This is a genomic window from Micromonospora sonneratiae (genome assembly GCF_042679305.1).
Classification (GTDB): domain Bacteria; phylum Actinomycetota; class Actinomycetes; order Mycobacteriales; family Micromonosporaceae; genus Micromonospora_H; species Micromonospora_H sonneratiae.
This window is the reverse complement of record NZ_JBHTMP010000032.1, coordinates 42306-60912: the sequence shown is the minus strand read 5'-3', so window position 1 is coordinate 60912 and position 18607 is coordinate 42306. Positions and strand designations below refer to the sequence as shown.

The window sequence follows — 18607 nt, the reverse complement described above, 5'->3', positions numbered from 1 at the left end:
GAAGGATGCGCTCAACCGTGCCCTGTTTCTGAGGGCCCTGTTCTCTGGAGGAAGAGAACGTGAGTAAACCCCCAACTTGGAGCCGGCGTGCCTCCGCCGGTCTCCTCGCATCGGTCGTGGCGGCCAGCGCCATGACCTTGGCGGGTGGTGCCAGCATCGCGAGCGCCAACCCGTCGACCGAGTCCGAGGTGCCGAAGGCCAACCCGGCCAACGCTCTCGGCTCCCGTGACGCCAAGCTCCTCGCCGAAGCGAAGGCGAAGGGTGAGCGTACGGTCACGTTGATCGTCGCCACCAAGCAGGGCGAGGCCGACGACGTCGCCGCCGACCTGGCCAAGCTCGGCGGTTCCGTCTCCCGGCGGTTCGACTCGGTCGGCTTCCTGTTGGCCAAGGTCCCCACCGCGCAGGTGACGAAGGCCGCGGCGCTGCCCGGCGTTACCGCGATCGACCTCGACGAGACGGTTCAACTGCCGAACCCGATCCCGGAGGCCCGGCCCGGCGCCCGTACCGCCAAGATGGCGGCGGTCACCGCCCCCGGCGCGGACACCCCCGCCGTCAACCCGTTCATGCCGACGGCCGACACCGGCGCGGTGTCGTTCAAGCAGAGCAACCCGCAGTGGGACGGACGCGGCGTCACGATCGGCATCATGGACTCGGGTGTCGACCTGGCCCACCCGGCGCTGCAGACCACCACGACCGGCGAGCGCAAGATCGTCGACTGGGTCACCGCGACCGACCCGCTGGAGGACGCCAGCTGGCGGCCGATGCTGACCGAGGTGAGCGGGCCGACCTTCACCGCCGTCGGCCAGACCTGGACCGCACCGGCCGGCACCTACAAGTTCAACCGCTTCAGCGAGTCGATCACGCGGACCAGCGCCCCGGCCGGGGACGTCAACCGCGACGGTGACACCACCGACGCATTCGGCATCCTGTACGACCCGGTGAGCCACGACATCCGGGTGGACCTCAACCAGAACAACGACTTCACCGACGACGCCGTGATGCGGCCGTACAAGGAGAAGTTCGACATCGGGTACTTCGGTACCGACAACCCGGCGACCGAGATCAGCGAGCGGATGCCGTTCGTGGTCGAGTACCGGGAGGACGTGGACACCACGCCGGCCGGTGGCCCGGGTCTGGTCGACTACGTCAGCATCGGTCTCCCGGAGAGCGCCCACGGCTCGCACGTCGCCGGCATCACCGCCGCCAACGACATGTTCGGCAACGCGGTCTTCGACGGTGCCGCCCCCGGCGCCAAGCTGGTCTCCGCCCGCGCCTGCACCTGGGGTGGCGGCTGCACCTACGCCGCGCTGACCACCGGCATGGTCGACCTGGTCGTCAACCGGGGCGTCGACGTCGTGAACATCTCGATCGGTGGCCTGCCGGCGCTCAACGACGGCAACAGCGCCCGGTCGGTGCTCTACAACCGACTGATCAACGACTACGGTGTGCAGATCTTCATCTCGGCCGGAAACAGCGGCCCGGGTCTGAACACCATCGGCGACCCGTCGGTGACCAGCAACGTGGTCAGCGTCGCCGCCAGCGCCAGCCGGGAGAGCTGGCTGGCCAACTACGGCTCGGTGATGGTCACGCCGTACTCGCTGCAGCCGTTCTCCTCCCGCGGCCCGCGTGAGGACGGCGGGTTCAAGCCGAACATCACCGCACCTGGCTCGGCTATCTCCACCACGCCGACCTGGCAGCCGGGTGGTCCGGTCGCCGAGGCCGGCTACGCGTTGCCGGCGGGCTACCAGATGCTGCAGGGCACCTCGATGGCCTCCCCCCAGGCCACCGGTGCCGCCGCGCTGCTGCTGTCGGCGGCCAAGGCGACGAACCGGGCGGTCAGCCCGGCGGCGCTGCGTCGGGCGATCTACTCGTCCGCCAAGCCGATCGCCAACACCCCGGTGCACGGCCAGGGCAACGGCCTGATGGACGTCAACGGCGCCTGGGCGCTGCTGGCCGGTGGTGTCGAGACCCGTGGTTACGACGTGACCGCACCGGTCTGCACCCCGATCTCGAACCTGCTGGCCACCCCGAACAAGGGCACCGGCCTCTACAACCGGTGCGCGGCCACGGACGGCGGCCAGCGGCCGAACGTCACGAAGAAGTACACCATCAAGGTCACCCGGACCAGCGGCCCGGACAAGAAGATCAAGCACAACCTGAACTGGGTCGGCAACGACGGCACGTTCCGTAACGCGCCGAAGCACATCTTCCTGCCGCTGAACAAGACCGTCACGTTCTACGTGGAGGCCCGGGCCAGCATCGGTGCGCACAGCGCGATCCTGCGGATCGACGACCCGAAGACCTCGGTCGTCGACTTCGAGGTGCCCACCACGGTCATCGTCGGCGAGGAGCCGACGAAGCCGAACTACAGCTTCGCCGCCAGCAACTCCGTGGAGCGCAACACCCACCGGACCTACTTCGTGACGGTGCCCGAGGGCGCCGGATCGCTGCAGGTCAACCTGTCGGGCATCGCGACCGGATCGCAGACCCGGTTCATCGCGATCAACCCGTACGGTGTGCCGGCCGACCCGACGCAGACCACGCACTGCTACACCAACTACTCCGACGCCTCCATCTGCAAGCCGGAGGAGCGGTCGTACGACAACCCGATCCCGGGTATCTGGGAGATCGAGGTCGAGGCCCGCCGTACCTCGCCGGAGCTGTACAACCCGTACCAGTTGACCGCCCGGGTGCAGGGCGTGGCCGTGAACCCGACCACGATCGAGCTGCCCAGCGTTCCGGCCAACGTGGCGACCCCGGTCAACTGGTCGCTGAAGAACAACTACGGTCCGGTCACCGTCGCTGGTCAGGGCGGTCCGCTCTCCAGCGTCGTCGCGACCCGTCCGACGATCACCGAGGGTACGCAGCAGGAGTACGTCGTCGAGGTGCCGGTCGGCGCGACCGTCTTCGCGGCCCGTATCGGCAACCCCGGCAACCTGGCGGCCGACCTCGACCTACAGGTCTTCCGGGGCACCACGCTGGTCGGCCAGGCCGCCGACGGTGACTCGGAAGAGGCGGTCACCATCGCCAACCCGGCACCCGGCACCTACCGCGTCGTCGTCGTCGGCTACGCCGTCGACGGGCAGGGCGGCAGCACCGCGTACGACTACCGCGACTCGTTCGTCGCACCGTCGCTCGGCTCGCTGTCGGCACCGGCCACGACGCTGAGCCTGGCCAACGGCGCCACCGCGACGATCACCGGTTCGGTGACCGCCGCATCGGCTCCGGCCGCCGGGCGTACCCTCCACGGTGAACTCGCCGTGGTGACCAACGAGGGTGCCGTCATCGGTCGGAGCACCGTGTCGATCGGCGCGGTCTCCTGACGCAACGCCCCTGAACGACCACGGAGCCCGTTCCTCCTCGGAGGAACGGGCTCCGTGCTGTCCGGCACCGCGTTGCCCGGCTTCGTGCTGTCCGGCACCGCGTTGCCCGGCAACGGGCTCCGTGCTGTCCGACACCTGCGGCTCAGCGCCGGATCGAGCCGGCGACGCGAAGGCCGGTCACGCGGCCTTGGCGCTCTCCACCACGAACGGGGTGCCCTGCTGACAGGTGGTCATCAGGTCCGGCTGCACCCGCCCGGTCACCGTCACCCTCGCGCCGGCGCGCAGCACTTCACCCGGGCCACCGACGAGTAGATAACGGTCGAGCAGGAGGCAACCGGCCTCGACACCGGCGGTGATCGTGCCGCTGACGGTCACCGCACCGGTCGACGGGGTCGTACCCGGTGGCCGGGGTGCGGGCGACTTGGCGGGAGGTGGCGACGGGTTGCCAGGGTCGGTGGTGCCGGGGTCGACGGGCGAGTTGGTCACCGGTGCTCCCTCCGATGCGCTTGGGGTCGGGGACGTTCCGGTCGTACCGTCCTGGGCGCACGCGCTCAGGACCAGGCAAGCGACCATGGCCGACGCGACGATCCTGATCGTTCTCATGCTGACTATGATGCCGCGCGCCGATCAACCGTTCCGTGACCGTGGTAACGGATCAGAACCACCGGTGGCGTCCAGCAACCGACCGGTCACCCACCGCGCATCGTCGGAGGCCGGGACCGCCAACAGTTGTCGGGTCGGAGGTAACGGGCCGACCGCGTTGCTCAGGAGGCCGAGCGGGCCGTGGCAGCGGCCTTCATGTCGCGCTTGAGTTCCTGCGGCAGGGAGAAGGTGAGCCGCTCCTCGGCGGTCGTCACCTCGGTCACGTCGGTGAAGCCCCGGGCCGCGAGGTGGTCGAGGACCTGCATGACCAGGTCGTCGGGCACGCTGGCCCCCGAGGTCAGTCCCACCGTGGTCGCACCGGCCAGCCACTCGTCGGCGATTTCCGAGGCGTAGTCCACCAGATGACCCGCCCGCGCGCCCGCGTCGAGGGCGACCTCGACCAACCGTACGGAGTTGGACGAGTTACGCGAGCCGACCACGATCACGACGTCGCACTCGGGTGCGATCTCCTTGACCACGTGCTGGCGGTTGGAGGTGGCGTAGCAGATGTCGTCGCTCGGCGGTGACTGCAACATCGGCAGCCGCTTCTTCAGCCGGGCCACCGTCTCCAGCGTCTCGTCCACGGACAGCGTGGTCTGGGAGAGCCAGACGACCTTGTTCGGGTCCCGGACGGTGACCTTGTCCGCGTCCGCCGGCCCGTCGATGAGCTGGATGTGGTCGGGAGCCTCCCCGGAGGTGCCGATGACCTCCTCGTGCCCCTCGTGACCGATCAGCAGGATGTCGTAGTCCTCGGCGGCGAACCGCTTGGCCTCCTGGTGGACCTTGGTCACCAGTGGGCAGGTCGCATCGATCGCCTTGAGCGAACGGGCCTTCGCCTGGTCGTGGACCTCGGGGGCGACACCGTGCGCGGAGAAGATGACGGTTGCCCCCTCCGGGACCTCTTCGTTCTCCTCCACGAAGATCGCGCCCTGCTGCTCCAGCGTCGACACCACGTGCTTGTTGTGCACGATCTGCTTGCGTACGTAGATCGGCGCGCCGTAGAGCTTGAGCGCCTCCTCCACGGTCTGCACCGCGCGGTCCACGCCAGCGCAGTAACCACGGGGCTTGGCCAGTAGCACGCGCTTACCGGTCTGTGGGGTCGCCTGGGCCTCGGTCACCCGCCCAGTCTACGTGCCACCGCCCGAACCGCCCGATTGCCCTGTTGATCAAGAACCTGGCGTCGTCGGGGCGACATGCGGACGACGCGTACCTCTTGATCAACGGGCCCGGGTGATTTGGGCCGTAGGCTGGGCCGGTGACGCAGCCGGAGGTACCGCGCAGCAGCCCCGACGAGCCGTGGCCGGTCCGGGTGGTCAGCCAGAAGGTGAGTGGCTGGATCGCCAAGTTGGGCTGGGTCTGGGTCGAGGGACAGGTGGCCCAGATCAGCCGCCGACCGGGGGCATCCACCGTCTTCCTCACCCTGCGCGACTCGTCGGCCGACCTGAGCCTCACCGTCACCACCAACCGGGACGTGCTCGACGCCGGTGCGCCGACCCTCGCCGAGGGCGCAAAGGTGGTGCTGCACGCCAAGCCCGAGTTCTATGCGGCCCGGGGCACGCTCAGTCTGCGGGCCGACGAGATCCGCCAGGTCGGCCTCGGTGAGCTGCTGGCCCGGCTGGAGAAACTCAAGAAGCTGCTGGCCGCGGAGGGACTCTTCGACCGGGCCCGGAAACGCCGGCCACCGTTCCTGCCGAACCGGATCGGGCTGATCACCGGTCGGGCCTCGGCCGCCGAACGGGACGTGCTGACCAACGCCCGTCGCCGCTGGCCGGCGGTGGAGTTCCGGACCGTCAACGTGGCGGTGCAGGGGCCGACCGCCGTACCGCAGATCATGGATGCGCTGAAGGTGCTCGACACCGACGAGAACATCGACGTGATCATCATCGCCCGGGGCGGTGGCAGCATCGAGGACCTGCTGCCCTTCTCCGACGAGGCGCTGTGCCGGGCCGTGTCCGGCTGCCGTACGCCGGTGATCAGTGCCATCGGCCACGAAACGGATGCTCCGCTGATCGACTACGTGGCGGACGTACGCGCCTCGACGCCGACCGATGCCGCGAAGCGGGTCGTACCCGACCTGGCCGAGGAGTTGCGGCTGATCCGGCAGGCCCGGCAGCGGCTCGACCGGGCGGTGGTCAACCTGGTCGACCGGGAGTCGCACCGGATAGAGGCCATCCGGTCCCGCCCGGTGCTCGCCCGGCCAACGGTGATGATCGAGCAGCGGAGCGCCGACGTGACCGGGCTACGGGACCGGGCTGCCCGCTGCCTCGACCATCGGGTGGGCTCGGCCGCCACCGAGCTGCGACACACCGTGGCCCGGCTCCGCGCGCTGTCACCGGCCGCAACCCTGGACCGGGGGTACGCCATCGTGCAGCGCGCCGACGGCCAGGTGGTACGCGCTTCGGACGAGGTGTCCGCCGGTGACCCGCTGCGGCTGCGGTTCGCCCGGGGCGAGGTGACCGCGACGGTCGACGGCTGAACCCGCGGATCCGGAACCTGTGTGCTGAGATAGGACGGCCATGGCTGATCAGAAGAAGAACGCGACCGGGCCGGACGAGCGGCCGAGCTACGAGCAGGCCCGCGCCGAACTGGCGTCGGTGGTCGAACGGCTGGAGGCCGGCGGGACCTCCCTGGAGGAGTCGCTGGCACTCTGGGAGCGGGGCGAACGGCTTGCCGAGATTTGCCAGCACTGGCTGGACGGTGCCCGGGAACGCATCGACGCCGCCCGGCAGGCCCGCGAGACCGGCTGACCCGGGAACCGGGCTGACCCGAGAAATTGGGCTGATCCGGCAGACCGGCCGGGCACCAACTTTCGTCCAGCCGATCAAGTGACGAAATCGAGCGAGTGACGAAATCGACACCGCCCAGCGGTCGGCAACCAGAAGAGCGGCTGTCAAAAAGCCGTGAGGGCGGTCCAGTGGACCGCCCTCACGTCGTACTGCGGGTTCTTTCCCCTCGGAAAGAAGGGGGACTTATCCCTTGAACATCTCGTACATCTCGGCCGGCGCCTCTTCGACGTCGCTGGCCGCCGGCTTCTGCGGTGCGGTGGCCGTGCCGTAGTTGGAGTAGGTGACCGTCAGCTCCTGCTCCTTGATCTCGCCGGACGCCGGAATCTTGATGGCCAGTTCGACCAGCCGGCCCTGCGTGTCGAGCTTCGCCGTGAACGGCAGCGAGTTGGCCTTGGCGCCGAGCGCCTTGAGCACCTCTTCGTCGCTCAGACCCGACTCGGATGCCTTCGACAGGTCGAGGGTGCCGCTGTAGGTGCCCTCACCGGTCTTCTGGACGTCGATGATCGCCTTGGTCAGCAGTTCCGCACCGGCCGGGTCGACGTCAGCGAAGTCGAACTGCAGGTCCTCGATGTCCTTGATCTTGGACTGGTCGAGGTGCAGGTACTTGCCGGAGTTCAGCTTCTCCATGCCCGGCATCTGGGCCATCGCCCCGCCGATCTTGACCTTCACCCAGCTGTCCGGCTCGACGTAGATGAGCTCCATCTCCATCGAGAACTCGCTCGACGCGTCGCCCGCCTTCATCGTCAACCGGGCGCTACGGCTGGCCATGTGCACCACGCCCTCGCCGTCAGTTCCGTTGCTCTTGATGGCGAACGCGAAGTTCCCCTTGGCGATCTCCTTGGTGGAGGCCAGCAGCGCCTCCTTGGGGTCCGCGGGGATGGCGGGCGCCTCCGACTTGGTGGTCGGTGCGTCATCCGCAGGTCCACAGGCGGTCAGCCCGGGGGTAAGAAGAGATACAGCGACGAGACCCGCAACGGTCCACCGTCGAATGTTCACGGAAGGTCAACTCCAGGATTAAGTTTGTCTGACGGTAGGCACCATCAGAGGCAAGGACCGGGGCAGCTTACCGACCCCGTACGACAAGCGCGCCCGGTATTACACCTCGCGAGTGGTCCACCTCGTCAATATTCGCATCAAAAGCGGCGAATGCGGCAATCGTCATCACCATTCGCCAACCGCTCAGCGGCGACGGTCGGACCGGACCAACGATCAAGCGAGCGAACGGGCCAGATCATGGAGTTCGGACTCCGGGGCAGCCCCGACCACGATCACCGTCCGGGTCGGTTCCAGCAGGACGAGGGCGCGTTCACCGGACCTCGCCGGATAGCGCTGCCAGCTCCGCCCGGCCAACTCGACCGCGCCCTGTGCCTGGCCGCTGGCGGCCAGTTCCGTCGGGATCAGCCGCTCGGCCGGCACGTTGCTCTGCACCAGCTGCACTCCCCTGCCGTCGGGGCTGAGGTAGCCGATGCGCAACGTCGCACCGTCGTCGGCCCGCCGGAAGCTGGCGCTGACCGTACGCCATTCGGAGCCGAGCCCGGTCGGCTCCACGACCGGGAAGGCGTTCGCGGACCTGGCCTGGGCGATGGCCGGTGCCGGATCGACCACCACCGGTTGGTCACCACCGAGGAACACCCGGTAGAAGCCGAGCAGCAGCGCGATCGGGACGAGTAGCACGAGCATCGAGATGGCCATGTCCTTGGCCGACCGCTGCGAACGCCGCGAATCGACTGCGGAAGCGTCGACGGTCTGGTCATCCTGGGTACGGCCGGCAGGCTGGGCGAGGTCCACGTACCCATCTTCGCAGCTTGGCTCGTTGCCGCGATCCGGACCACCCGTGCCCCGAACCAGCGTTAACTTGGCCACCGTGTCAGGATTCCTTCCAAAGCCGGCGGCGGCATCGGCGGACGCCGCAACTCGCCGGTCCACCCCGCAACGCCGCGAGGAGGAGCCGTCATGAGCACCACCACCCGGGTCCCACAGAGCCTGGACCGCAACCTAGCCCTCGACCTGGTACGGGTCACCGAAGCCGCAGCCATGGCCGCAGGCCGATGGGTTGGCCGGGGCGACAAGGAAGGCGGTGACGGCGCAGCGGTCGACGCGATGCGCAAACTGATCAACTCGATTCCGATGCGTGGCGTCGTGGTGATCGGCGAGGGCGAGAAGGACAACGCGCCGATGCTGTTCAACGGCGAGGAGGTCGGCGACGGCACCGGTCCCGAGGTCGACGTGGCGGTCGACCCGATCGACGGCACGACGCTGATGAGCAAGGGCATGCCGAACGCCCTCGCCGTGTTGGCGGTCGCCGAGCGCGGCGCGATGTTCGACCCGAGTGCCGTCTTCTACATGGAGAAACTGGCGGTCGGCCCGGCGTACGCCGACACCGTCGACATCAACGTCGGAGTGGCCGAGAACCTGCGGCGGATCGCCAGGGCCAAGGGCACCGACGTCTCCGGCGTGACGGTCTGCGTCCTGGACCGCCCCCGGCACAAGGACCTGGTCCAGGACATCCGCCGGGCGGGGGCGGCGATCCGGTTCATCTCCGACGGCGACATCGCCGGCGCGATTGCGGCCGCCCGGGGCGAATCCGGCGTGGACGTGCTGATGGGCATCGGCGGCACCCCGGAGGGCATCACCGCTGCCTGCGCGCTCAAGTGCATGGGCGGGTCGCTACAGGCGAAGCTGTGGCCGAAGGACGACGACGAACGGCAGAAGGCGCTGGACGCCGGGCACGACCTCGACCGCGTACTCACCACCGACGACCTGGTTACCGGGGACAACTGCTTCTTCGTCGCCACCGGTGTCACCTCCGGCGACCTGCTGCGCGGGGTCAGCTACCGGGCCGGTGGGGCGTACACCCAGTCGATCGTGATGCGCTCCAAGAGCGGCACCATCCGGGTGATCGACTCGTACCACCGGCTGGAGAAGCTGGCGCTCTACTCGGCCATCGACTTCGACGGCAGACCACTGGCAGAACAGGAATAACTTGCTCGATCCATCGACGCCCCCGGGTCCATCCCTGTCCCGTCGGGCCTTCGGCGTCGCGCTCGCCGTGCTCTCCGGAGTCGCGGTGGCCGTACAGTCGCGCATCAACGGTGAGCTGGGCGTACGCCTCGGCGACGGGATCGCGGCGGCGGTCGTTTCGTTCGGTGTGGGGCTGCTGGTGCTGCTCCTGGTGGTGCCGGCCACCCCGGCCGGCCGACGTGGTCTGGTCGCGCTGCGCGCCGCGCTACGGCGCGGCGGCCTGCGGCCGTGGCAGTGCCTCGGCGGCGTGTGCGGGGCGTTCCTGGTGGCCACCCAGGGGCTGACCGTTGGCTCGCTGGGGGTGGCGGTGTTCACCGTGGCGGTGGTCGCCGGTCAGTCGGCCAGCAGTCTCGCCGTCGACCGGGCGGGCATCGGTCCGCTCGGTCGGCAGCCGGTCACCGCTGCCCGCCTGGCCGGTGCGGTGCTCACCGTAGTCGCGGTCCTGCTATCGGTAGCCGATCGGCTGGGCGAGCCGGCGGGGCTGGCACTGGCCGCCCTGCCAGCGTTGGCCGGCGTGGGAATCGCCTGGCAGCAGGCGGTCAACGGCCGGGTACGCGTCGCCGCCGGCAACGCCCTGACCGCCACCGGCGTGAACTTCCTCACCGGTACGGTGGCGTTGCTGGTCTGCTACGCGATCAACGTCGCGGTACGCGGTTGGCCCGCCGGATCGTTGCCCACCGAGCCCTGGCTCTACCTCGGCGGGCCGATCGGAATCGTCTTCATCGGGGTCGCGGCGGCGGTGGTCCGGTTCACCGGTGTACTGCTGCTCGGCCTGGCGACCATCGCCGGGCAGGTCGTCGGGGCGCTGCTGATCGACCTGCTCGCGCCCACCGCCGGTGCCCGGCCGGGGCCGTACCCGCTACTCGGCGTACTGCTGACACTGGCGGCCGTGGCCATCGCGGTTCTTCCGTCCAGACGACGTGCCTGACCCCCGCTCTGCGATCAGGAAGAGGGTCCGGTTCACGGCACAGGAAGGGTCCGGTTCACGGCAGAGGCGTTGAGGAGGCTCCCCTTCCTCTCACCCGACGTCGGAGGAGTGGCCCGGGAACAGGTGGGCGGCCGGGTCGATGATCACGGCCGCGTTGTTGACCGCCGTCGCCGCCTCACCGAACCCGGTGGCGATCAGTCGGACCTTGCCGGGGTATTCGGTGATGTCCCCGGCGGCGAAGACGCGGGGCAGGTTGGTCGCCATCGTGCTGTCGACCACGATGTGCCGCTTGTCCAGGGTCAGCCCCCAGTGGGCCAGTGGCCCGAGATCGGCGGTGAACCCCAGCGCGGCGATCATGGTGTCCACCGGCACGGTCTCGGCGTCGCCCCCCTTGACCAGCAGGTCCGCGCCGGTGACCAGGCCGTCGCCGTGGATCCTCGCCACCTCGGCGTTGACGACGATCCGGATCGGTAGCTGCTGGACCCGGGCCACCGTCGCGGCGTGGGCCCGGAACCGGTCCCGCCGGTGGACCAGGGTGACCGACCGGGCCAGCGGTTGCAGGGCGAGGGCCCAGTCGAAGGCCGAGTCACCCCCGCCGACGATGAGCACGTCGTGCCCGGCGAGGTCGGCCAGGTGCGGTACGAAGAAGACGATGCCACGGCCGGTGAAGCCGGCCGCCGCCGGCAGCGGTCGCGGCGTGAAGCTGCCCAGACCGCCGGTGATCAGGACCGCGCCGCAGTGCAGTTGCTGGCCGTCGGCGAGGGTGAGCACCGGCCGGTCGGACAGGTAGGACAGCTCCTGCGCCCGTACGCCGAGCAGGTATTCCGGTCCGAACGCCGCTGCCTGGGCGACCAGGTTGGCCACCAGGTCCCGCCCCTTGATCGACGGGAAGCCGGCGACGTCGAAGATGGCTTTCTCCGGGTACATCGCGGTGACCTGGCCACCCGGCTCGGGCAGGGCGTCCACCACCGCGACGGAGAGTCCCCGGAAACCGGCGTAGTACGCCGCGAACAGGCCGGCCGGGCCGGCTCCGATGATGGCGACGTCGACCTCACGCATGTGCTCACCGTCGCTTTCCGCCTACGGGGCATCTCCTGCTGTATTCGACGGTAGGCGTGGTCCGGGGAGCGCGGCAAGACACAGCCGGTGTCCGGTCGGGACGGGAACGACGGGTTCACCGCCGGGCGGATACGTTCAGGGCAGGGTCAACGTCGGTTCGGACCGGTACGGATCGTCGTTACGTGGTCGACGACGGCGGAAGAGCACCGCCGAGACGACTCCGCCGAGCAGCCCGAACAGGTGCCCCTGCCAGGAGATCTGCTCGTCGGTGGGCAGAATGCCGATCAACTGCCAGCCGTAGAGCAGGCCCACCAGCAGCACCACGCCCAGGTTCCACCAGCTGCGTTCCACGATCCCCCGGGCGAAGAGCAGTCCGAGGTAGCCGAAGACGACCCCGCTGGCCCCCACCACGACCGAGTTCGGCGAGCCGGTGATCCAGACGCCGAGGCCGCTGACGAACACGATCACCAGGGTGGAGTAGACGAACCGGCGGGCCCCGGCGGCCAGCACGAAGGTGCCGAGCAGGATCAACGGCACGCTGTTGCTGTAGAGGTGGTCGAATCCGTGGTGCAGGAACGGACTGAAGAAGATGCCGTCGAGGCCCGCGATGCGGCGCGGAATGATGCCCGCCATCGTGTCGAACCCGGCGGCCAGCCAGACGTCCACCGCCTCGATCACGAAGAGCAACGGCACGATCGCACACATGGCCACGAAGGCCCGACCGAGTGCGGCGTAGAACGCGTCCGTGCCGAACCGGTTCGGGTCGCCGCCCCGGGCGGAGAGGTCGGATGTCACCCACAAGTAGCTATCAGCTATCGTGAGCTACCGCCACTCCACCCTTCGTGAAGTTCACTCGGCCGGGTGCGCACCAGCGAACCAGTTGGCCACGTCGACCAGGTCGACAGCATCCGGCAGACAGCGAAGGCCAGCGGCCCCACGAGGGCCCACTGGAAACCTCAAAGGGGTACGGACCCCAGATCCGTACCCCTTTTGCGGTTTTCGTGCTGGTACTGGCGGTTCGTTTAGTAGTAGCCCTTGGCCTGGAAGTACGACCAGGCACCACAGGGCGTGTCGTACCGCGCCTTGATGTAGCCCAGTCCCCACCTGATCTGGACCTCGGCGCTGTTCTGCCAGCCGGGGCCCATCTTGTCACCGGGCAGCGCCTGCGGAATGCCGTACGCGCCGCTGCTGGAGTTCTTGGCCTTGACGTTCCAGCCGCTCTCCTTGGTCCAGAGCTTGTCCAGACAGGGCATCTGGTCGAGCCCGAAGCCCGCGTCGAGCAGCAGGGCGCAACCGATCTGCCGGTTGCCGCTGTACTCGTTGCACGAGGCGGGGATCGGCCCGGTGTAGGGCTTGACGGCCTCCTCGCGCTCCTTCTTGCGAGTGGCCGCCGCCGCCTCGGCCTTGCGGGCGCGCTCGGCCGCCGCCTTCGCCGCCTCGGCCGCCTTGACCGCGGCCTCGTGCTCGGCCGCCCGCTTCCGTACGATGGCCGCCTGGTAGACGGCCTGCCGATCCCGCTGGTAGTCGAGTTCGGCGCGGTCGACGTTCGCGGCCAGTTGTGCATCAATGCCTTGCTGCTGGGCTTCCCGGTCTTCACCGAGGTAGTAGCCGCCAGCGACACCTACGGCCAGCAGGGCGATGGCCAGCGTCCGGATACCGTACCGGCTCCACAGCCGACTCACGAAGTGGTCCCTTCGTCGGGGGCATGGACGCGGCGCGGATCCGAGCCGGCCGGGATGGTCGGCGTGTCCGCACCGCGAGCGCTCCGACCCGTGGGGGTCGTGACCGTCCGACTCACGATCATCGGTATCGTCCGCCACCGGGCAGGTCGTCTTCGGCGATGCTGCCGGGCGCGCGGGCGCTCAGGGACACGATTGCGCACAGTGAGGCCAGTGGGAAACCATGAGCCTCATTTGTGACTTCCGTCACGCCATTATTTGGGGTGAATTACTCCAAAACCTCTGCACCCAGCCGCCTTTCCCGCTAACCGCTCCACGGGCACCATCGAGTCGGCAAGAGGCTGTTCTGGTGAGAGTGGCGGCTCCGGCCGGAGCCGCCACCCCTGGCTAGATCGGAATGTCCTCCAGCAGGTCGGTCACCACCTCGGCGATGGGCGAACGCTCCGAACGGGTCAGCGTCACGTGGGCGAAGATCGGATGCCCCTTGAGCGCCTCGATCACCGCGGTCACCCCGTCGTGCCGCCCGACCCGCAGGTTGTCGCGCTGGGCCACGTCGTGGGTCAGCACCACCCGGGAGCCCTGCCCGATCCGGGACAACACGGTGAGCAGGACGCCCCGCTCCAGTGACTGCGCCTCGTCGACGATGACGAAGGCGTCGTGCAGGCTGCGGCCCCGGATGTGGGTCAGCGGAAGTACCTCCAGCATCCCCCGGGACATCACCTCGTCCATCACGTTCTCGTGCACCACCGCACCCAGCGTGTCGAACACGGCCGTCGCCCAGGGCGACATCTTCTCCGCCTCCGAACCGGGCAGATAGCCCAGCTCCTGGCCACCGACGGCGTACAGCGGACGGAAGACGACGACCTTCTTGTGCCGGCCGCGCTCCATCACGGCCTCCAGACCGGCGCAGAGCGCCAGCGCCGACTTTCCGGTGCCCGCCCGGCCGCCCAGCGAGACGATGCCGATCGACTCGTCGAGGAGCAGGTCGAGGGCGATCCGCTGCTCCGCCGACCGGCCACGCAACCCGAACACGTCCCGGTCGCCGCGCACCAGCCGTACCGTCTTGTCGGGCAGCACCCGACCCAGGGCGGAACCACGCGGGGACTGCAGCACCAGCCCGGTGTGACACGGCAGTCCGGCAGCCTCGTCGAGGTCGACCGGCTCACCGGCGTACAGCTGACTGACCTGCTCGGTGCTCAGGCCCAGCTCGGCCATGCCGGTCCAGGTCGGGTCGCTGGCCTGCCCGTGCCGGTACTCGTCGGCGGTGAGCCCGACCGAAGCGGCCTTGACCCGCAGTGGCATGTCCTTGCTGACCAGCGTGACGTCCCGCCCCTCGGCCAGCAGGCCGAGCGCCACGGACAGGATCCGGGTGTCGTTGGATTCGTTGCGGAAGCCGGCCGGCAGCACGTTGTCGTCGACGTGGTTCAACTCGACGCGCAGGGTGCCGCCACAGTCGTTGGCCGGCACCGGCTGGTCGAGCCGGCCGTGCTTGACCCGCAGCTCGTCCAGCCCGCGCAGGGCCTGCCGCGCGAACCAGCCCAACTCGGGATGGTGTCGCTTGCCTTCCAGTTCGGAGATCACGACGAGCGGCAGGACCACCTCGTGCTCGGCGAACCGGTGGTACGCCGCCGGGTCGGAGAGCAGGACCGAGGTGTCCAGGACGTACGCGCGGTTCGCGGGTGGTGTGGCCGTCGAAGCGACGGGCGACGTCGAGACGCTGCCTCGCCCGCCACCGGCCCGACGCCGGGTGGGCGTGGTCCTGCCGTTGGTGGACGTGGTGTCGCTGCTGGTGGGAGTGGCGGCCGGGCCAGATTCTGCCCGGTGGTTGGTACGGCGATTGGTCACAGGCCTGCTCCGGCGGGTGTGCACCCGTCCACCCGCGGTCCGCCTCGTACCGGAGCCCGGAGGCACGAGGTCGGGTGTGGCCCCGTGCGTGCAGTCGCGCAGAGTCCGGGCCGGCCGGCTGGCCCGGGATGGCCCCGCGCCATGACTAGACGCTAGCCGCCGGATGCCGGCTTGGGCTAGGTCGTCTCACGTTGTTCTTGATCTATTTCCCCACCTGCGGCGGACCGGCCGGGATGCATGCCCCCTGCGCGCATCCCGGCCGGTGGGATCACCGTCACCGGTCTGACGTGATCCCCACGGCGCGCGTCTGCGAGGACTACGCACCGTGATCACGGGTGACCGCTCACCCCACCACTCGGCCCGGCTAGGCGTTTCCGCCGGCCAGCACGTCGGTGGAGTGCCGTCCGCCGTTGGTCGCGGTCCCCGCGAAGGAGGCACCCGTATACGTCGTCCCCGGACGTACGACGGTGCGGGCGCTGTCGGATGTCGTGGGTGATGGCACCGCCAGCACCGAGGCGATCGCCGCCTGTGCCTCTCGACGCCGGCGGTTCCATGCCCCCCGGTCGCCGTCGAAATAGCCTTGCCGATAACCGAACCGGTAACCGATCCGGTAACTGAGCTGCCCGTGTAGGCGACCGGCCGCATAGCTCGACGAGCAGAGCAGCAGGACGAGGAAGACCGCGAACAGGGGACTCATGCCTCCTCCTCGAGTCGCCCGCACCACCCGGGCACCACGCGGCGCCCCCGGGGCCGCATGCCATCGCCGCTCATCTGTCCTCCGGATCGAACGTGGTCGGATCGTTGCTGAGCAGCCGGTCGAGGTCGTTGGTGCTCACTTCCTCGACCAGTTCGACGCTGATCCGGCAGCCGTCGAGAATCACCTCGGCGACGGATGCCCGCCGGATCTCGCCCCCGGCGTCGTACACCCGCACGCTCAGCTCCGGACAGCCGAGGTGGGTACGCCAGGAATTCCACTCAGCGCGGTCGCCCACGTTGAGCGACACGTAACGACAGCCTCGGGCCAGATACAGCCGCCAGGGGGCGCTGAGCCCGGCGGCCACCCCCTCGGCTATCAGTCCGAATGCCTGGGCTCGGGTCGCAAGTTCCGTCACCGATCCCCTCCCGTCACGAGGGAGTGACGCGCATGAACACAGATCGTCTCAAGCACGTGACACACGCTAGAGTGTCCCATCCGCGTGACAGTATCAGCTTTTCGTCTGATTACACCCACCCCGAAGTACATCTATCCTGCCCCGGTGGCCCCCCTCGAAGAAGTCAATACGCCCGTCACCGACAAGCGTGAAAATCTGTCACGTACGCGGTACGCACAGGCGACCGAAGCTGCAGAGTCGGGTAGCTGGCCGTACCGTCGCCAGGTGTCGGACAACGTTCACGGGCGAAAGATCGCCTTCGCCGCCTTCGTACGCAAGGCACTGGCCGACGCCCGCACGACCCGGGCCTGGACCGGCACCGAGGTCTCCCGCCGCACCGGCATCTCCCGCCAGACGATCAACCGATGGGTACGTGGCGAGTGGACCAGCGACCCGGAGGCCAAGCGGGTCGTCGCCTTCTGCGAGGGACTCGGCCTGAACCCGGCGGTTGCCTTCGGCGTGCTCGGCTGGGACCGGACGACGCCAGCTCGACCGGCCCCCAGCGCCCCGCCCATGGACCCGGACGTCGAAGCGCTCCTGCGCCGACTGGTCGACCCGAACATCTCCGACGCGGAGAAGTTCCACATCCGGGAGACAATCCGTTATCTGGCATATCGCCCAACAATGCCACCGGATGCCCGAAAAGGTAGTAAACGAGCGGGCTAGTTCCTCAGATGGCGAAAATCTACATACACCGCGCCATCCACACACTGTCAGCGACGGAACGGGCACGCTAGCGTGCCTGTTCGTACTGCTTGGGCTCGTCGTCGGCGGGGGGACGGGACAAAGCCGAACCCAGCCCTGCGGGACAGAAGGAGGGGTCTAGCCATGACCCTGAAATGGATGGCAGTCGTGGTCGCGGCCATGGCAACGACACTGTGTGTAACCGTCAACATCGTGATGGCCACGGTCAACGGCCACCACGCTCCGCTCATCCTGAACATGCTGGCCATCACCATCGCCGGCAGCGCCACGGTGCTGGCCGTGGTCGCCGATCTCCACGACCGGCTCAACGGGCGGATCACCGCCCTGACCGAGTTCCTCATCGCGCGGCTCAACGAGATCGACAGCCACGCCGGCGACCACAACACCGGGTTCGTCGAGGGCTACCTACTCAGTCACAATCCGGATGCGGCCGTGGTGCCGATCGGGCCGAGACTGCACGGCCGTCGAGCCATGATCGGGGGAGACGACTGAACGTTCATCAACACGTCGTCTGATCGGTCAATTGTCGGGGTACGCTGACGCCCGTGCGGCCGTCCAACGCGAGTAATCATCGCCTCCCCCGCCCCCTGTCCGTGGAACAGGCGTGGAACGCCACCATCGACCGGGCCGGGCAGTGTGTGTTGTTCTTCGACTTCGACGGCACGCTTGCTCCCGTCGAGGACGATCCGACCGCGGTGCAGCCGGTCCCGAAGGTCCTGGCCGCCCTCGACGCCCTCACCAGCGTGGTTGCCCGGGTGGCCATCGTGTCTGCCCGCCCGGTGGACTTCCTGCGGGACCGGTTCGCCCCGCTGGCCGAAACCGTCGACCTCTACGGGCTGTACGGGTTGGAGCACAGTCACGGGTCCGCCGAGACGGTGACCGAACCGGCGGCGCTGCCCTGGATACCGACCATGGCCGAGTTGGCCGAGACGGCCCGGGCAGAACTGCCCGAGGGCACCCTCGTGGAATACAAGCGGCTCTCCGTGGCCCTGCACTACCGCACCGCCCCGGATCTGGCCGGCGCGGTGGAACAGTGGGGGCAGGCCCAGGCCGCCCGGCTGGGCCTGCGGGTCCAGTGCGGGCGCATGGTCCTCGAACTCAAGCCACCGGTCGACCGGGACAAGGGCATGGTGATCAACGAAGCCGTACGCTCCGCCGGTTGTGCCTGGTACTTCGGCGACGACGTCTCCGACATCAAGGCGTTCGCGGCGCTACGTGCCCGGGAATCGGCCGACCCGTCCTTCTTCGGGGTCTGTGTCGCGGTTGCCAACCCGGAGACCGGCCAGGAGGTCTCCACCGCCGCCGACCTGACCATCGAGTCCCCCGAGGCGCTCGGCGACTTCCTGACCGAGGCCGTACACCGCTTCGCCGCCTGACGCACCTCCGGCCCCACCCACCCCGGTTGCAGCCGGGGCGGGTGGGGCCGATGGCGTCAGGCTCTGCCGCCCGGTGTCAGGCACCACCGCCA

The 18607-nt window shown here is 69.0% G+C and carries 17 protein-coding genes and 1 pseudogene; 8 read left to right on the top strand and 10 right to left on the bottom strand.

Going from position 1 to position 18607, the window contains the following annotated elements:
• The first annotated feature begins 59 nt into the window (after positions 1–59).
• Positions 60–3323, top strand: coding sequence for a S8 family serine peptidase (locus ACFQ4H_RS20550; RefSeq protein WP_377572699.1), 3264 nt, complete (start codon positions 60–62; stop codon positions 3321–3323).
• 177 nt (positions 3324–3500) lie between these two features.
• Here ACFQ4H_RS20550 and ACFQ4H_RS20545 read toward each other — a convergent pair whose 3' ends face one another.
• Together ACFQ4H_RS20545 and ACFQ4H_RS20540 are read right to left on the bottom strand one after the other, a co-directional pair.
• The gene (locus tag ACFQ4H_RS20545; RefSeq protein WP_377572697.1) at positions 3501–3926 is read right to left on the bottom strand and encodes a hypothetical protein; all 426 of its coding nucleotides are present in this window, start codon (positions 3924–3926) and stop codon (positions 3501–3503) included.
• A gap of 161 nt (positions 3927–4087) precedes the next feature.
• Entirely contained in the window at positions 4088–5083 is a 996-nt protein-coding gene (locus tag ACFQ4H_RS20540) for a 4-hydroxy-3-methylbut-2-enyl diphosphate reductase (RefSeq protein ID WP_377572695.1), read from the bottom strand.
• A 137-nt stretch (positions 5084–5220) separates the two neighbouring features.
• On the opposite strand from ACFQ4H_RS20540, the gene xseA reads away from it, so the two are divergent.
• Entirely contained in the window at positions 5221–6441 is a 1221-nt protein-coding gene (gene xseA, locus ACFQ4H_RS20535; protein ID WP_377572693.1) for an exodeoxyribonuclease VII large subunit, read from the top strand.
• Between the two features lie 40 nt (positions 6442–6481).
• Complete coding sequence (locus tag ACFQ4H_RS20530) at positions 6482–6712, top strand: exodeoxyribonuclease VII small subunit (protein ID WP_377572692.1); 231 nt, start codon at positions 6482–6484, stop codon at positions 6710–6712.
• A 222-nt stretch (positions 6713–6934) separates the two neighbouring features.
• Here the strand turns inward: ACFQ4H_RS20530 and ACFQ4H_RS20525 are convergent, their stop codons facing one another.
• Complete coding sequence (locus tag ACFQ4H_RS20525; protein ID WP_377572691.1) at positions 6935–7747, bottom strand: hypothetical protein; 813 nt, start codon at positions 7745–7747, stop codon at positions 6935–6937.
• A gap of 213 nt (positions 7748–7960) precedes the next feature.
• A pseudogene (locus ACFQ4H_RS20520) lies at positions 7961–8476 on the bottom strand (DUF4245 domain-containing protein); the annotation flags it as partial.
• A gap of 228 nt (positions 8477–8704) precedes the next feature.
• On the opposite strand from ACFQ4H_RS20520, the gene glpX reads away from it, so the two are divergent.
• Together glpX and ACFQ4H_RS20510 are read left to right on the top strand one after the other, a co-directional pair.
• Complete coding sequence (gene glpX, locus ACFQ4H_RS20515; RefSeq protein ID WP_377572690.1) at positions 8705–9733, top strand: class II fructose-bisphosphatase; 1029 nt, start codon at positions 8705–8707, stop codon at positions 9731–9733.
• 1 nt (position 9734) lies between these two features.
• Positions 9735–10700: a DMT family transporter gene (locus tag ACFQ4H_RS20510; RefSeq protein ID WP_377572688.1), complete on the top strand. Its 966-nt coding sequence runs from the start codon at positions 9735–9737 to the stop codon at positions 10698–10700.
• Positions 10701–10790: 90 nt separating this feature from the next.
• On the opposite strand, the gene ACFQ4H_RS20505 is transcribed toward ACFQ4H_RS20510, so the two are convergent.
• The 6 genes from ACFQ4H_RS20505 to ACFQ4H_RS20480 form a co-directional block, all read right to left on the bottom strand.
• Positions 10791–11759, bottom strand: a complete 969-nt coding sequence (locus ACFQ4H_RS20505; RefSeq protein WP_377572687.1) for an NAD(P)/FAD-dependent oxidoreductase — start codon at positions 11757–11759, stop codon at positions 10791–10793.
• A 135-nt stretch (positions 11760–11894) separates the two neighbouring features.
• Complete coding sequence (locus ACFQ4H_RS20500; protein WP_377572686.1) at positions 11895–12554, bottom strand: rhomboid family intramembrane serine protease; 660 nt, start codon at positions 12552–12554, stop codon at positions 11895–11897.
• A 227-nt stretch (positions 12555–12781) separates the two neighbouring features.
• A complete protein-coding gene (locus ACFQ4H_RS20495; RefSeq protein ID WP_377572684.1) occupies positions 12782–13441 on the bottom strand; it encodes an aggregation-promoting factor C-terminal-like domain-containing protein in 660 nt (219 codons plus the stop codon).
• Positions 13442–13825: 384 nt separating this feature from the next.
• Positions 13826–15283, bottom strand: a complete 1458-nt coding sequence (locus tag ACFQ4H_RS20490) for a PhoH family protein (protein ID WP_377572682.1) — start codon at positions 15281–15283, stop codon at positions 13826–13828.
• 364 nt (positions 15284–15647) lie between these two features.
• On the bottom strand, positions 15648–15980 hold the full coding sequence (locus tag ACFQ4H_RS20485) for a hypothetical protein (RefSeq protein ID WP_377572681.1): 333 nt from the start codon (positions 15978–15980) through the stop codon (positions 15648–15650).
• Between the two features lie 70 nt (positions 15981–16050).
• Positions 16051–16395: a hypothetical protein gene (locus ACFQ4H_RS20480; RefSeq protein ID WP_377572680.1), complete on the bottom strand. Its 345-nt coding sequence runs from the start codon at positions 16393–16395 to the stop codon at positions 16051–16053.
• A 264-nt stretch (positions 16396–16659) separates the two neighbouring features.
• Here ACFQ4H_RS20480 and ACFQ4H_RS20475 point away from each other — a divergent pair, with 264 nt between their 5' ends.
• The 3 genes from ACFQ4H_RS20475 to otsB all read left to right on the top strand — a co-directional run bounded on the left by ACFQ4H_RS20475 (position 16660) and on the right by otsB (position 18515).
• Complete coding sequence (locus ACFQ4H_RS20475; protein WP_377572678.1) at positions 16660–17100, top strand: helix-turn-helix domain-containing protein; 441 nt, start codon at positions 16660–16662, stop codon at positions 17098–17100.
• 162 nt (positions 17101–17262) lie between these two features.
• Entirely contained in the window at positions 17263–17631 is a 369-nt protein-coding gene (locus tag ACFQ4H_RS20470) for a hypothetical protein (protein WP_377572676.1), read from the top strand.
• A gap of 53 nt (positions 17632–17684) precedes the next feature.
• A complete protein-coding gene (otsB, locus tag ACFQ4H_RS20465; RefSeq protein ID WP_377572674.1) occupies positions 17685–18515 on the top strand; it encodes a trehalose-phosphatase in 831 nt (276 codons plus the stop codon).
• Positions 18516–18607 lie beyond the last annotated feature (92 nt).